The 13,622-nt window shown below is 35.1% G+C and carries 18 protein-coding genes; 6 read left to right on the top strand and 12 right to left on the bottom strand.

The window, feature by feature from the left end:
* Nucleotides 1-6 precede the first annotated feature (6 nt).
* From Q4500_RS05830 to Q4500_RS05820, 3 genes are all read right to left on the bottom strand, one after another.
* Entirely contained in the window at nucleotides 7-156 is a 150-nt protein-coding gene (locus Q4500_RS05830; RefSeq protein WP_303598777.1) for a YetF domain-containing protein, read from the bottom strand.
* Between the two features lie 29 nt (nucleotides 157-185).
* The gene (locus Q4500_RS05825; protein ID WP_303598776.1) at nucleotides 186-533 is read right to left on the bottom strand and encodes a DUF421 domain-containing protein; all 348 of its coding nucleotides are present in this window, start codon (nucleotides 531-533) and stop codon (nucleotides 186-188) included.
* A gap of 123 nt (nucleotides 534-656) precedes the next feature.
* Nucleotides 657-1,505 (bottom strand): AraC family transcriptional regulator, encoded by an 849-nt coding sequence (locus Q4500_RS05820; RefSeq protein ID WP_303598775.1) that lies wholly within the window; start codon nucleotides 1,503-1,505, stop codon nucleotides 657-659.
* Nucleotides 1,506-1,650: 145 nt separating this feature from the next.
* On the opposite strand from Q4500_RS05820, the gene Q4500_RS05815 reads away from it, so the two are divergent.
* Together Q4500_RS05815 and Q4500_RS05810 are read left to right on the top strand one after the other, a co-directional pair.
* Nucleotides 1,651-2,625 carry a phytanoyl-CoA dioxygenase family protein gene (locus tag Q4500_RS05815; RefSeq protein ID WP_303598774.1) on the top strand — a complete coding sequence of 325 codons (975 nt, stop codon included), beginning with the start codon at nucleotides 1,651-1,653 and terminating at the stop codon, nucleotides 2,623-2,625.
* 82 nt (nucleotides 2,626-2,707) lie between these two features.
* On the top strand, nucleotides 2,708-4,339 hold the full coding sequence (locus tag Q4500_RS05810) for a SulP family inorganic anion transporter (protein WP_303598773.1): 1,632 nt from the start codon (nucleotides 2,708-2,710) through the stop codon (nucleotides 4,337-4,339).
* 20 nt (nucleotides 4,340-4,359) lie between these two features.
* Here the strand turns inward: Q4500_RS05810 and Q4500_RS05805 are convergent, their stop codons facing one another.
* Nucleotides 4,360-4,671 carry a hypothetical protein gene (locus Q4500_RS05805; protein WP_303598772.1) on the bottom strand — a complete coding sequence of 104 codons (312 nt, stop codon included), beginning with the start codon at nucleotides 4,669-4,671 and terminating at the stop codon, nucleotides 4,360-4,362.
* 125 nt (nucleotides 4,672-4,796) lie between these two features.
* On the opposite strand from Q4500_RS05805, the gene Q4500_RS05800 reads away from it, so the two are divergent.
* Nucleotides 4,797-5,900 carry a lactonase family protein gene (locus Q4500_RS05800; protein WP_303598771.1) on the top strand — a complete coding sequence of 368 codons (1,104 nt, stop codon included), beginning with the start codon at nucleotides 4,797-4,799 and terminating at the stop codon, nucleotides 5,898-5,900.
* Here the strand turns inward: Q4500_RS05800 and trxA are convergent.
* The 5 genes from trxA to Q4500_RS05775 all read right to left on the bottom strand — a co-directional run bounded on the left by trxA (nucleotide 5,897) and on the right by Q4500_RS05775 (nucleotide 9,665).
* The gene (gene trxA, locus Q4500_RS05795; RefSeq protein WP_036157315.1) at nucleotides 5,897-6,193 is read right to left on the bottom strand and encodes a thioredoxin; all 297 of its coding nucleotides are present in this window, start codon (nucleotides 6,191-6,193) and stop codon (nucleotides 5,897-5,899) included. The genes Q4500_RS05800 and trxA overlap by 4 nt on opposite strands.
* A gap of 44 nt (nucleotides 6,194-6,237) precedes the next feature.
* Nucleotides 6,238-6,927: a DsbA family oxidoreductase gene (locus Q4500_RS05790; protein WP_303598770.1), complete on the bottom strand. Its 690-nt coding sequence runs from the start codon at nucleotides 6,925-6,927 to the stop codon at nucleotides 6,238-6,240.
* Nucleotides 6,928-7,065: 138 nt separating this feature from the next.
* Nucleotides 7,066-7,545 carry a cytochrome c family protein gene (locus Q4500_RS05785; RefSeq protein WP_303598769.1) on the bottom strand — a complete coding sequence of 160 codons (480 nt, stop codon included), beginning with the start codon at nucleotides 7,543-7,545 and terminating at the stop codon, nucleotides 7,066-7,068.
* Between the two features lie 158 nt (nucleotides 7,546-7,703).
* Nucleotides 7,704-8,666 (bottom strand): YheT family hydrolase, encoded by a 963-nt coding sequence (locus Q4500_RS05780; RefSeq protein ID WP_303598768.1) that lies wholly within the window; start codon nucleotides 8,664-8,666, stop codon nucleotides 7,704-7,706.
* 24 nt (nucleotides 8,667-8,690) lie between these two features.
* A complete protein-coding gene (locus Q4500_RS05775) occupies nucleotides 8,691-9,665 on the bottom strand; it encodes a nitronate monooxygenase family protein (protein ID WP_299321406.1) in 975 nt (324 codons plus the stop codon).
* A gap of 122 nt (nucleotides 9,666-9,787) precedes the next feature.
* Between Q4500_RS05775 and Q4500_RS05770 the strand changes: the two genes are divergently transcribed.
* Nucleotides 9,788-10,261, top strand: a complete 474-nt coding sequence (locus Q4500_RS05770; RefSeq protein ID WP_303598767.1) for a thioesterase family protein — start codon at nucleotides 9,788-9,790, stop codon at nucleotides 10,259-10,261.
* Nucleotides 10,262-10,367: 106 nt separating this feature from the next.
* Entirely contained in the window at nucleotides 10,368-10,985 is a 618-nt protein-coding gene (locus Q4500_RS05765; protein WP_303598766.1) for a GntR family transcriptional regulator, read from the top strand.
* Here Q4500_RS05765 and Q4500_RS05760 read toward each other — a convergent pair.
* Both Q4500_RS05760 and Q4500_RS05755 read right to left on the bottom strand, forming a co-directional pair.
* Complete coding sequence (locus Q4500_RS05760; RefSeq protein ID WP_299800369.1) at nucleotides 10,982-11,884, bottom strand: DMT family transporter; 903 nt, start codon at nucleotides 11,882-11,884, stop codon at nucleotides 10,982-10,984. The genes Q4500_RS05765 and Q4500_RS05760 overlap by 4 nt on opposite strands.
* Nucleotides 11,881-12,234, bottom strand: coding sequence for an arsenate reductase family protein (locus Q4500_RS05755; RefSeq protein WP_303598765.1), 354 nt, complete (start codon nucleotides 12,232-12,234; stop codon nucleotides 11,881-11,883). Before Q4500_RS05755 ends, Q4500_RS05760 begins: the two co-directional genes overlap by 4 nt.
* 133 nt (nucleotides 12,235-12,367) lie before the next feature.
* On the opposite strand from Q4500_RS05755, the gene Q4500_RS05750 reads away from it, so the two are divergent.
* Nucleotides 12,368-12,832, top strand: a complete 465-nt coding sequence (locus tag Q4500_RS05750) for a DinB family protein (protein ID WP_303598764.1) — start codon at nucleotides 12,368-12,370, stop codon at nucleotides 12,830-12,832.
* On the opposite strand, the gene Q4500_RS05745 is transcribed toward Q4500_RS05750, so the two are convergent.
* Entirely contained in the window at nucleotides 12,829-13,572 is a 744-nt protein-coding gene (locus tag Q4500_RS05745) for a DUF3298 and DUF4163 domain-containing protein (protein WP_303598763.1), read from the bottom strand. The genes Q4500_RS05750 and Q4500_RS05745 overlap by 4 nt on opposite strands.
* Between the last annotated feature and the right edge of the window lie 50 nt (nucleotides 13,573-13,622).

Here is a 13,622-nt window from a genome sequence, read left to right as displayed (position 1 = left end):
CATTTTTTATATGGTAGATTTAACGTCTTCTACAATAACAGCATCAATATCGATAGGCTTATCTGAATGAAGAACCGATATATCTCCAGTAGTTTCAAAAATAACAGCTTTTACTTGCGACAATTGCAAAACATTTGCCTCTCTAAGTTTTGCCATTAGGTCTGCTTTGCTTACCAATACTTTGTTTAAATTTTCTTTAAAATGCCACGATTTTTCATTAGAAGAATTGGGCTATTGGTCATTACTTTTTGTGCTGCATCAGACGATGATAACAGCTTAGCGAATAAAGCTTGTAGACCCGCAAGTAATGCTATAGAAACTATAGCGGGCATTAAGCTTGAAACAGGTTTGTTGACCGCATCGGCTAAGATGGATCCCATGGCAATAGTAACTGCAAAATCAAAACTGGTCATTTTAGCGAATGTTCTTTTACCTGTTACACGTGTAATGAACATCATGTATAAATAGATAAAAGCCGCAGCTAGGCAAATTTGCAAAACGGTTTTTAGTGAAAGCGGGTCAAAAAATTCCATAGTTAAGTTTTAGAAGATATAACTGGTCCATATAAAAAATGGCTTTAGGTTAAAATGTACTCTTCTAAAAATAACAGTATCTCATTTTAAATGTTTCCTCTATTGCTTAGAGTTCTAGTTCATTTAATCACGCTGCAATCTCTTTTTAAATGCTGATGGATTTTCCCCTGTTACTTTCTTAAAGGTCCTGTTGAAGTAGGAGAGGCTTTCAAATCCGCATTCAAAACATGTTTCGCTTACATTCTTGCCAGTAAGCAATAAACGTTTAGATTGACTGATACGATATTGATTTAAAAACTCTATAAAAGTACTACCTGTAGCTTTTTTAAAGTAGCGACAAAAAGCAGGCTTGGTTAAATTACAGAATTTAGCGACCTCATCAACCGATATTTTACCTTGGTAGCGTTCATCAATTAAAGCATAAATATCACGAATTCTACTTTGCTCTTTTTTACTATATTTATTCTTATAAGGTTTCTTGTGTAGCAATTCAAACTCATTACTTTGAGAAAGCATTTTAAGAATATTCATGATTGCCATAAAATATTCAAAAGGTTTTAAAGTGTGGAGTTCCTTTAATAAGCTGCCCACCACTTTTTTAGTTTCCCCGTGAAAAGCAATTCCGTATCGAGAAAGATCTAATAGTCTATTTAAATTTTTCAATTCAGGTATAGGATCTACAAAATCACTCTTAAAAGAAGGCTTAATATGCAAGACTTCTTCACGGTACGTTGTTTTTACACCATAGTCAAAGTTTAAATGCGGTATGTTAGAACCTATCAGTACAAGGTCATTTTCTTCATACTCAGAAATATGGTCACCTACATGTCTGGTTCCATTTGCACCTTCAATATATACCAGCTCATATTCTGGATGAAAATGCCAGTAGAAAAGGTGACTCAGTTTGGGGTCATGTAAAAGTCTGAACGGACTTTTAGATTCAGGGTCTATGGTTTCTAATTCAATCTTCATGAGCTAAATGTAACAAAATTACATATAATTTGAGTTATACGCGCCTTAAAAATCAATATCGTTCAAATTATGGTCAATATTACGGTAGTTTAAGTTCCTTGCGCTCAGTAATTTTATATCACTCAACAACTTAAATTCATATACGATGCAGCAAATAAACAATAAGGTTGAACAAGGTAATAAAGCGCATAAGGAAATACCTGGAAATCCGTCTACGGCAACAAGCAGTAAGCAAAAATTGAATGATCGATCTTACGGTAAACCACTTCGTATACTCAGCGAGGAAGATTGGAAATTCTGGATGGAAAATGGATATATCGTAATAAAGAATGCAGTACCCTTGGAGCAAGCAAAAGCTACGGCAGATTTTCTTTGGATGTTTGATGAAAAGAGTCCTACAGATTCTTCAACATGGTATGCACCACCAAGAGCAGAGATGCAAATGAAAGAGTTGACTGGTACAGGTATGGTTGAGGTTTACAACCATCAACATTTATGGAACAATAGACAAACGCAAAGAGTATATGATGCTTTTGTAGATGTTTGGGGAACAGAAAAACTTTGGGTGACAATAGATAGGGCAAATTTAAATTTCCCGTTACCACAAGGAGTTGATAAGAAAGGATTCATTCATTGGGATTATGACCCGGAAACAAAACCACAAAATGTACAAGGAGTATTGGCATTAGCTGACCAAGATGACGAAAATATGGGAGGTTTTCAATGTATACCTTGGTTATACCGTAATTACGATTCTTGGAAACTGACACAGCCAGAAGATAGAGATCGCTTTCAGCCTTCGTTAGATGGTTTGGAAGATAAAATAGTAAAAGTGAAAATGAAGGCAGGTGATCTGTTAATTTTCAATAGTACGGAACCTCATGGTATAAGACCCAATAAATCAAAAAATAAAGTTCGTATAGCGCAGTATATTTCAATGATGCCAGCAGAGCCGGAAAATGAAGAAATTCGTCATTGGAGAGTCAATTCTTGGAAGAACAAAATAGCCCCAGAAGGGTATGCATTTCCGGGTGATCCACGTAAATGGGAGCAAACCAAATATGATACTGCTAAATTATCACCTTTAGGAGAGAAATTATTAGGCCTAAAAGCCTGGTAGAGAGATAATATAGTAATAATCTGCTTGTTAGTGGCTAGGCCAATAAATATGACTTATTTTTGCGCCCTTAAATTCATCGGGCATGCAGAAGTACCTTAATATTTTCGATTTCAATCAGAAAGTAGATTATAAAAATGAAATTTTAGCAGGATTAACCGTTGCAATGACAATGATTCCAGAATCATTGATGTTTGCTATTCTTGCAGGGTTTTCACCATTAGTAGGTTTGTATGGTGCTTTTATCATGGGGTTGGTTACAGCAATTTTTGGTGGAAGACCTGGGTTAATTTCTGGTGGAGCAGGGGCAACAGTAGTTGTATTAATGGCATTAATGAATTCTCATGGTTTAGAATATGTTTTTGCAGCAGTGGCTTTAGCAGGTGTTTTTCAATTGATTGTTGGTTTTTTAAAGCTTGGTAAATTTATTCGCTTAGTGCCTCAGCCTGTAATGTTTGGGTTTGTAAACGGTTTGGCTATAATTATTTTTATGGCACAAATGGATCAGTTTAAAATAGGTGTAGGCGATGCTGCAGTTTGGTTAACAGGTTCCACATTATATACAATGGTAGGTTTGGTACTGTTTACCATTGCAATAATTGTTTTTGTTCCCAAACTTACTAAAGCAGTTCCGGCTTCATTAATAGGAATCATTGTAGTATTTCTAGTAGTATATTTTCTAAAAATAGAAACGAAACAAGTAGTAGATATCATTAATCAAGATACGTTGCCAGGTGAAGAGTTGAAGTCGCTTAGTGGGTCGTTACCTTCTTTTCATATACCAACTATTCCCTTTACATTAGAAGCCTTTAAAATTATTTTGCCTTACGGTTTGATAATGGCTGCGGTTGGTCTTACTGAGGGCTTACTTACCTTGAATTTGGTAGATGAGATTACCAATACAAAAGGTAACAGTAACAGAGAGTGTTTGGCACAAGGTGGCGCAAATATATTGAACGGTTTCTTTGGTGGTATGGGTGGTTGCCCAATGATAGCACAGACTTTGGTAAACCTGTCAGCAGGTTCAAGGGCAAGATTATCTGGTATCATTGCTGCCTTAACCATATTGCTGATCATATTGTTTGGTGCACCGGTAATAGAACTGGTGCCTATTGCGGCATTGGTAGGTGTTATGGTAATGGTTTCCGTAGGTACATTTGAGTGGGCAAGTTTCAAGGCTTTAAGAAGAATGCCAAGGTCAGATATTTTTGTAATGATATTGGTTACTTTAATTACTGTAGTACTTCATAATTTGGCATTAGCGGTATTGATAGGGGTAATTATATCGGCATTGGTATTTGCGTGGGAAAGTGCCAAGAGAATTAGAGCAAGAAAATATGTAGATGAGAACGGGGTAAAGCATTATGAAATATATGGTCCTTTATTCTTTGGTTCAACTACGCTTTTTAATGAAAAATTTGATGTGCAAGGTGATCCAAGCGAAGTAATTATCGACTTCAAAGAGAGTCGTGTTTCAGATATGAGCGGTATAGAGGCTTTAAACAAGATTACAGAACGATATGCCCAAGTGGGTAAAAAAGTTCATTTACGTCACTTGAGTAATGACTGTATACGTTTATTGGCAGCTGCAGATGATATTATAGATGTAAATGTTATGGAGGATCCTACATACAAGGTCATGGTAAACAAGCCTCTTTCTAAGTCAAAAGATGATGATCCAGAAACTAAAAATCCTTTTAAGTTGTGGGGTTTATAAGAGCTTGTATTTAATAGTTATTATGACGCATACTTATAGATAGCATAAAAGGCTCCTAAGACCATAGCTATAGAAATAATATAGATCCCTATTTCTTTTAGGCTGTCTTTTTTGGCTTGTGCTCTTATTTTATCACGCACTACTTTACGCTCAAAATCGGTGAGTTCTTTAAAGTGTAATTTGGTTTCTTGAGAGTAGTCTAAATAATCTTTGCGCAAATCTCTAAAGCCTCTACTTTTTTTAAGTAATGCTCTATTTGCCTTTATTACTTTCATTGGTTGTCCGCCGTATCCCATCGTCATTTCTTTCTTATATGTAGCAAAAAAGACCATTTTGTTACATGAAATTCAATTATTCTTAGTTTTTGAATAATTCTTTTATACATTTAATGATCTTAATACAAGTTTTATTTTTCTCTTTTTAAAAAGAGATTTTTTTAGATTAGAGCATTAGAAATATGAAGAATAAAGTCAGTTTGCTTATCGCAATTATAGGATTGATTATTTTTAACAGTTGTAAGGTGGAAGAGTCTATAAACGAAGAAGTTCTTTTCGTAGGAACGTATACGGATAATGGTAGCGAGGGTATTTATAGATACAATTTAAACTTAGGTACTGGTGAATTGACAAACCAAACTTTAGTTGCTAAGATTAAAAACCCATCTTACATATCATTTTCTCCAGATAGAAATTCTTTATATGCCGTAAGCGAAGTAGATGATTATAAAAAGGACGATGGGTCAATTACCACATTCAGAGTAAAGGATACTTCTCTTGTATATGTAGAAGAACAATCTACACATGGTGCTAACCCATGTTTTGTAGGTGTTAGTAATGATGGCAATCTAGTGGCAGCAGCAAACTATTCTGGTGGTAATGTTGCAGTGTATAATGCGTTGGAAAATGGAAATCTAAAACCTTCTCCACAAATTATAGATCATAAAGTTTTGGATTCTACTAGGAAAGCTCATGCACATATGGCATCGTTTTTAAACGGAGAATTAATGGTGTCTGATTTAGGTCTTGACCGAATAAAAAAGTACACAGCGTCCAAGAATAACTTTGTTCCAAGCGATCAGAAAGAGTTAGTGGTTGCTGAAGGTGCAGGACCAAGACATTTTGCTGCTTCTAATGATGCAGAATTTCTTTATATAATCAATGAATTAAACTCTACCATAACAATGTTTCAGAAAGAGGAGGGCAAGTATTATGGTAAGCAAACGTATGATACTTTAGCATCAGATTTTGAAGGTGAGAGTTTTTGTGCTGATCTTCATTTATCACCAGACGGTAAATTTCTATATGGAACAAATAGAGGGGAGAATACAGTAGTAATATTTAAGGTAGATGAAACTACCGGAAAATTAGAATTGGTAGGTAGAGAGTCTGTAAAAGGCGATTGGCCAAGAAACTTTAGTATAGACCCTACTGGTAAATATGTACTGGTAGCAAATCAACGTAGCAACAATATTGTTGTTTTTAATAGAGATGCAGAAAATGGCACTCTAAGTTTTGTAAGCCAAGTTGATTTGCCTAGTCCAGTATGTTTAAAATTCTATTAATTAGAATTTATAATTTGTAATAAGTCATTTTTTGGCACTACCCCAGATTGTCTCCAAACCTGCTTTCCATCTTTAAAAAGAATCATAGTAGGCACACCTCTAACTTGGTATTGAGATGCCAATGTTTGATTTTTATCTACGTCGATTTTTACGACTTTAATAGCGTCTCCTAAATCGGTTTTTACGTCTTTTAGAATAGGAGCTAGCGTTTTACAAGGTCCACACCAGTCAGCAAAAAAATCTACTAAAACCGGAGTGTCCCCTTTAATGATATCAGAAAATGATGCTTTCATATCTTTTGATTTATAATTAATAATAATTTTTAGCTAGTATTAAATTAGCAAATTCCTGTAGAAGGATCACAACTATCACCCGTAGCAATTATTTTTAAAGGCGCTACTTGTTGAAAAGCTTCTAAAAATGCTGCTGGTGGTTGAGCACCGCTAATTCCAAATTTATCATTGATAATAAAGAAAGGCACACTGTTAACACCGCGTTGTTGGTAATGAGCAATCTCTTGTTTTACAGAATATGCAATTGCATCTTCATTTAAAATTTCTTGTGTTTTTTCTGGCGACCAGTCATATTCAGCCATAATAGTACTTAGAACATCAACATCGTTTAAATGAAGATTTTCATCAAAGTATGCTTTCATAAAACGCTCTTTAAGAGCGTTTTTAAAACCCTCTTCACCTGCCACATGTAAAAGTTGATGTAACGGTAGTGTATTTACCGCCAACCATTCCTTTCCAAAGTTAAAGTTGATACCTTCTTCTTTTCCGCTTTCTTCTAAACGTTTCGTCATTTCCAAAGGTCCGTCTACACTGCCAAATTTATTGGTAAGGTAAGTATCCCTGTCTAGTCCTTCCTTTGGTATATTTGGATCTAATTGAAATGGGTGCCACTCAATTTCAATCTCGGCGCCATCCCATTCTTTTATTGCTTTTTCTAATCTTTTCTTACCAACATAACACCATGGGCAAGCAACATCAGAAACTATATCTATTTTTATTTTATCGTTTTGCATATATCAATCATTTAATACTTAATTGGTCGTAAAAAGTACAGAAAACATACTTTTTAAAGTGATCACGAGTATTTGTTATAAAAAGAAAACCCTTTCATATTTATGAAAGGGTTTTCAGTATTAGATTGGCGTTTAACTTTATAGTGTACGTAAATATTCTGCTAAGTTGCGAGCATCCTCTTCCTTTAAATTCTGATTAAGCATAATTGCATTGTTGTATTCTTTCAATAATGCTTTTGCAATAGGATCTTCTTTCAACATTTTATCAGGATTGATAATCATGTTCATTACCCATTCTGGACTTCTACGTTCGTAAACACCTTTCAATGCCGGTCCGATCATACGTTGCTCTGCCATGTGGCAAGCCGTACAAATGGCTTGAAATTTTTCTTTACCTACAGCGGCCATTTCTTCGTTTACTGCCTCGTCAAAAGTAACACTGGTTATTGGACCAACACCTTTGTTATCTAAATCAACAGGAACGCCTTCACTTGCCGTTTCTTTTTTAACTTCTTTTTTGGTTCTGTTCATTTCAAAACCATCTTTTTTCTCTTCCTTCTTCTCACCACAACTAATGATCATTGTGCTAAGAGCTAATAAAGTGAATAATTTGCGCATACGTTACTATCTTTTAAGTGTTGTCTGTAAATTGAGCAACTAATATATGAATTTTTGCGGGTTGAAGTATGTTTTAATACGTATGGAGTTAAGTTTTTAACTAATAACTTTAAGTAAGTAACAATTTGTGCAAGCGATTTTATATTTGTGCGCTAACCTTAGTTTATATTATCTAAGAATTCTAATGTACGCTGCTCCGCGTAGGTTAAGTTATTGGTACCGTAGAAACCAACATGACCACCATATTTAGGCATTTCAAGGAAAAGATTACTGTGGTGTTTGGCAATTTCTATAGGATAACACTCGGACCCTAAAAAAGAATCGTTTAGTGCGTTAATTATTAGAGTAGGTACTTTGATCTTGTCTAAGAACTGAAGACTGCTGCTTTTGGCATAGTAGTCCATTGCATCTTTAAAACCGTGTGCTCTACTGGTGTAAAAATTATCAAAATCTTTAAGGGTTTTAATGTTTTCGATATCTGTAACGGAAATAAGTTCAGGAAATAATTCTTGCTTTAGCTTAAGTTTTTTTATGAGGTTTCCCTTGAACCGTTTAGCATAAATTGCATTCTTAAACTGAAGTAACTGGTGCAGTGAATCTGCTAATTGGCAAGGCACCGAAATGGCAACTGCTCCTTTAATTTCATTAGCCCTTTCTCTTTTCTCACCTAAATATTTTAAAAGTAGGTTACCACCAAGGCTAAAACCATGAAGGTAAATACTTTGGTATTCATCTAAATTTAGAACATGTTCAATAACCGCTTGTAAATCTTCGGTTGCTCCAGAGTGGTAAGACCTAAATAGTTTGTTGGCGGTACCGCTGCATCCTCTTAAATTAATGGCGCAAACGTCATAGCCAGATTGTGTTAAAACTTTAGCACTACCTTTTATATATGCTCTCTTGGAACTTCCTTCTAGACCATGGATTATGATAACCAATTTTTGGGAAGTAGATGAAGCATAGCTCCAGTCCGTGTCTAAAAAATCAGAATCTGGCAGAGTGATACGAATGCGTATTTGCTCTACATCGGATACTTTTCTAACTAAACCGGAATATATGGTAGATAGGTGTCCGTTCTTAAAAAACAATGGCGGATCATATGTAGAGTCAATTAACGGCATCTATTTGTAAAAGCTAAAATTTGTTTACTTAGGGTATGTTTCTAGAACTTTTATTTGTTCTTCGATAGCCTCTTTAAATTCTGTCTTTAAATGTGATACCAATTCGGCAACAGGAATGGAATCGTCAATGAGTGCAGAACCTTGACCTGCAGACCAAATGGTTTTCCAAGCTTTGGCTTCAGTATTCATTTCTTTTCCAAAATCAATTTTTACATCTTTTTTAAGGTCTTCTTCTGTGATACCCGCAGCTTTTAAACTAGCACCTAAAAAATTGGCGTGTACACCAGAAATTGAAGCAGTATACACCACATCGCTAGCACCTGCATCAATAATCATTTGTCGATATTCAGGAGTAGCTTTGCTTTCATTTGTATTTATGAATCTGGTACCCATATAAGCTAAATCAGCACCCATTTGTAGGGCAGATGCAATGTCTCTACCCGTACTAATACAACCGGAAAGAAGAATAGTTTTATGGTAGAATTTCTTTATTTCAGCAACTAAAGGCATTGGGTTAATTGTGCCTGCATGACCACCTGCACCTGCAGCAACAAGAATCAATCCGTCTACACCGGCTTCGGCTGCTTTCTCTGCATGACGTTTTTTAATAATATCGTGAAAAACCAATCCACCATAACTGTGAATAGCATCTACTACTTGAGAGACAGCACCTAAAGAAGTGATGATCAAAGGTACTTTGTGCTTTACACATAACTTTACATCTGCTTCTAATCTTGGGTTTGTTGCGTGTACAATTAAATTTACGCCAAACGGGGCAGGTTTTTTACCCGTCTCTTCTTCAAAGGTCTTTAGGGCAGATTTTATTTCAATAAGCCATTCTTCAAAACCTTCACTAGTGCGTTGGTTCAATGCCGGGAACGTACCAACAATGCCATTTTTACAACATTCAATAACCAATTGTGGTCCAGAAATTAAAAACATTGGGGCTGCAACTGCGGGCAATGATAACTCTTTAATGAAAGGGGGTTTATTTGACATAGTGCTGTAAATTTTGAAAGTGATTTAAAAATAACTATAAAAAACGATGTTTTTTAGTTCTTACATTTCAAAACTATGCTATTTTTATAAGGTATTATGCATGCATAGTAAAAATTATAAAAATGTTTACAAAGGACTTTGAAGTACGGTGGAGTGATATAGATGCAAATCGTCATTTAGCGAATTCGGCATATGTTAATCTTATGAGCCATACTCGAATGGCTTTTTTGATGGAGCAGGGCTTTGATCAAAAGACTATGGTTACCTATAAAATAGGTCCAGTAGCATTTTATGAGCATATGTATTATTTTAAAGAAGCCTTTCTTGGTAATCAGGTTAAAGTTTCTTTAGAGATTATGGGACTAAGTGAAGATGGTAAATTTTTTGAGTTCCACCATAATTTTTACAATGACAAAGGAGAAAACATAGCGCGTTGCGAAATGATGGGTGCTTGGATCAGTTTAGAGTCAAGAAAGTTGATGGGATTGACAGAAAAATTGATGAATAAATTCCGTGATTTAGAAAAAGGAGAAGGATTTAGAGTGCTGACAAAAGAACATACTAGAGAATTTTTGAAAATTCCTATAAATTTATAGGAATCGTAGTGTTAAAAACTTTATTTTTAAATGATTCAATTAATTACAGTTGTATTCCCCCTTAGACTGTTGAGTAATCAATAACCGATAATAATATATTTGCTTAATGGTTAGCCTACCAGAAGAAATATTTCAAGAAACATACGGTAAAGTTAAAAAGTTGATTGTAACCAAAAAGTTGGTACCTGGGCAACTTATTACTGAGCATAGGTTATCACACACTTTACGAATTAACGACGACACTGTACCTGTAGTTTTACAGCAGTTAAAACAAGAGAGTTTATTGGTCGGTAATTTAGATAATGGACTTTCTGTACGAGAATTGTGTGAGCAAGAAACTGTAGAAATGTTCGATTGTAGAATAGCTTTAGAAACTATGGCGGTTAAATTATTTACACGTAATGCACCGCAATCTAAAATTGACGATTTAAGAAGTCTTTTGGTGCCATTTGAAAGTGGACCAAAAAACGGATATGTGTTTTATAAAATTGATCGATATTTTCACGAGTATATTGTCAAAAACTGTGGTAATAGAACATTGTACCAAATGTACAAGTCTGCCAAAATATTGTCTTTTATGGATCTTGTGGGGCTGAACAGATCTTTGAATGTAATCTTACAAGAACATCTTGATTTAGTGTCTGCCATGCATCACCGGGATGAAAAAAAGGCTATCGAGGTGGTGTCGCTGAATTTAGAAAATGCAAAAAAATCTCATATTTAATTTTGTTGTAGTTTTCTCTTTGGTCTTTTGCTAGAAAGATAAACCCCAACTAAAACAAAACAAGCAGCAATGATTTTCACTGTAGTGATAGTGTCTTGACCTGTAAAAACGGCATATGTAATGCCCACTAGTGGTTGTACGTATACAAAAGCACTTAGGGTAGAAGCTTTTAATTGGGTTAACGCAAAAATATTAAACAGGTAGGTGCAGAATGTTGTTCCAAGAATTACAAAACCAATACCAAAATAGGCTTCTAAAGGTAAAGTGTTCCAAGAAATTTCCATGAATTCTTCGTATCCAAGGGGTAAGCATATAAGAACACCTAAAGAGAACAGCCATTTCATAAATGTAAATGGATGATATTTGCTAATTAGAATTTTTACCAATACTAGGTAGGATCCGTAGAAAATTGAGTTTAAAAAAATCAAGAAATTGCCTAGAGGTATATTCGGTGCGTCTTGTCTTACTTCGGTACCGAACAAGATTAAGCCTAGTGCACCAAGTAATCCGATAGTGATTCCTATTATTTTTCTTCCAGATATTTTTTCTTTTAAAATTACAGCCGATAGAATTAGTACTACAATTGGCGTGGTGGTGATTAATACGGCACTATTTATTGGTGTAGATAGTGATAGTCCTTTGAAAAATACCATCATATTTAAGCCCATACCTAATAGGGCACAAATCAACATGCGTAAATAATCTTTAGGGTCAATACGTTCTTTTGGTCCAAAAGGTGAAATCAACCAAAATAGGATAGCTGCACCGAGAACCCTTAAAATAATAAATCCGAAAGGTTGCACATAATGTGGCATGATACCTTTGGCGATAGTGTGGTTAACTCCATAAATGGTAGTTGCCCCAATAGCAGCGAGTATGGCTAGTAGTCTTTTGCTCACGGATGAATTGCCGTTTTAGCGGCTTCTACCACTTTCTTACTATTTCCAATAAAAATTTGGTCATCAACAATAATTACAGGTCGTTTTAAGAAGGTGTATTGTTCTAATATCAACGCTTTAATATCTTCTTCAGAAAGGTTTTGTTCTTTAAGATTTCGCTCTCGGTACAAAACAGCTCTTTTGCTGAATAAATCTTCATAGCTCTTAGAAAGACTATGCATTTGTTCTAGCTGAGATGGCGTTATAGGAGCTGTTTTAATGTCGTGTAGTTCAAAATCTGAAAGTGGTTGTAGTTCTTTAATAATACGTTGACAAGTAGAACAGGTGCTTAAATGGTATATTTTTTTCATGATTTTGAAAGTTTAGGATGATGCTTTTTATCCTTCCGAAAGAAAAAACACTTTTATGTGATGAAGGTTTTAGAAATACAAAGAAACTTAAATATCATTAATTGTGCTATTTTTACAAAGCATAAAATGTGAAATGATGACTGAGAATTTATTTGGTATTATGTTCCAAAATCGTAGAAATCTACATACGATATTAACAGAGACTCCTAAAGAAAAACTACTTCAAATACCTGAAGGATTCAATAACAATGTTTATTGGAATATAGCCCATACGGTAGCAACGCAACAACTTCTTATCTACAAGTTAAGTGGTTTACAAATGCGTATACCAAATGAACTGGTGGCAAAGTTCGCAAAAGGTACAGTGCCAGATGGTACAGCAACCGAAGAAGAGATGATGATGGTAGCAGATTTTTTAATTTCTACGGCAGAATGGCTTATTGAAGATTACGATACGGCACTTTTTCAAACATTTAACGAGTATACTACAAGTGCGCGAGTTACGCTCAAAAATGTTGATGATGCAATAGTGTTTAATTTGTTACACGAAGGGTTGCACCTTGGGCAAATCTCCCTGTTGCTAAAACAACTGGCTTAAGGTTGTTGTTGCGGGTACCTTAAAAAAGAGTTTGCTTGTGTATAAGGTATGGTTAGCGTAATTGGACCATCTGCAAAAGAAGCTATTTCATAAGGTTCGTAGAAAAGTAGGAGTCCGGTTTCGGTATACCCTAAATTATCGGGCAAATAGAAATTCTCAGTTTCGAACATGAAACCGGTATTATTTATAGAACCTTCTGCGGGTATATTTTCTTGCTCTCTAAAAAGCGTCTCGGCATAGGTTTTGAATTCATCAAGGTTATTGAATAAATCTTCTTGGTACAATTCTACACCATTAAGTTTGTTAAAATTTAAAAATCTGTTAGTACCGTAGCCGTGTGCTCCACCGGTATAAATATATGATTCTAGTTTAATAGTAATTATATCTTTGTTTTCGAAGGTTATGGTGCCTTCGATTGTAGCTTCCCATGGCATAGATTCTTCAGGAAATTTTCCATTTAGTTCTTCATAATCAAACACAAAAGCTTCTTTTGCCTCTTCTAGATTTTGTGCGTTGCTCTCCTCATCAAAATTTAGTAAAGCAATAATCTCACCTTCTAAGGCAGCATTGATTGTCTTGCTTAGTTTTGTTTTGCCAGTTGCCTCAGGTATTTCGATACGAACGAAGGTGCAATTCTCGCAAGAATCAGTAGCGATGGTCAACGGTTCAAAAGAAAGGGTATCCTTATTACAGGCAATAAATAAAAAGCAAAGGAGTAGGCAGGTAAGCTTAGATTTCATGGAGAGATTAGATTTAATGCAAAAATACAGCTTCATTGTATTCCCCGAAA

Source organism: Maribacter sp. 1_MG-2023, assembly GCF_030547005.1.
Lineage (GTDB): Bacteria > Bacteroidota > Bacteroidia > Flavobacteriales > Flavobacteriaceae > Maribacter.
The sequence above is the reverse complement of the archived record's forward strand: the minus strand, read 5'-3'. Positions and strand labels throughout refer to the sequence as shown.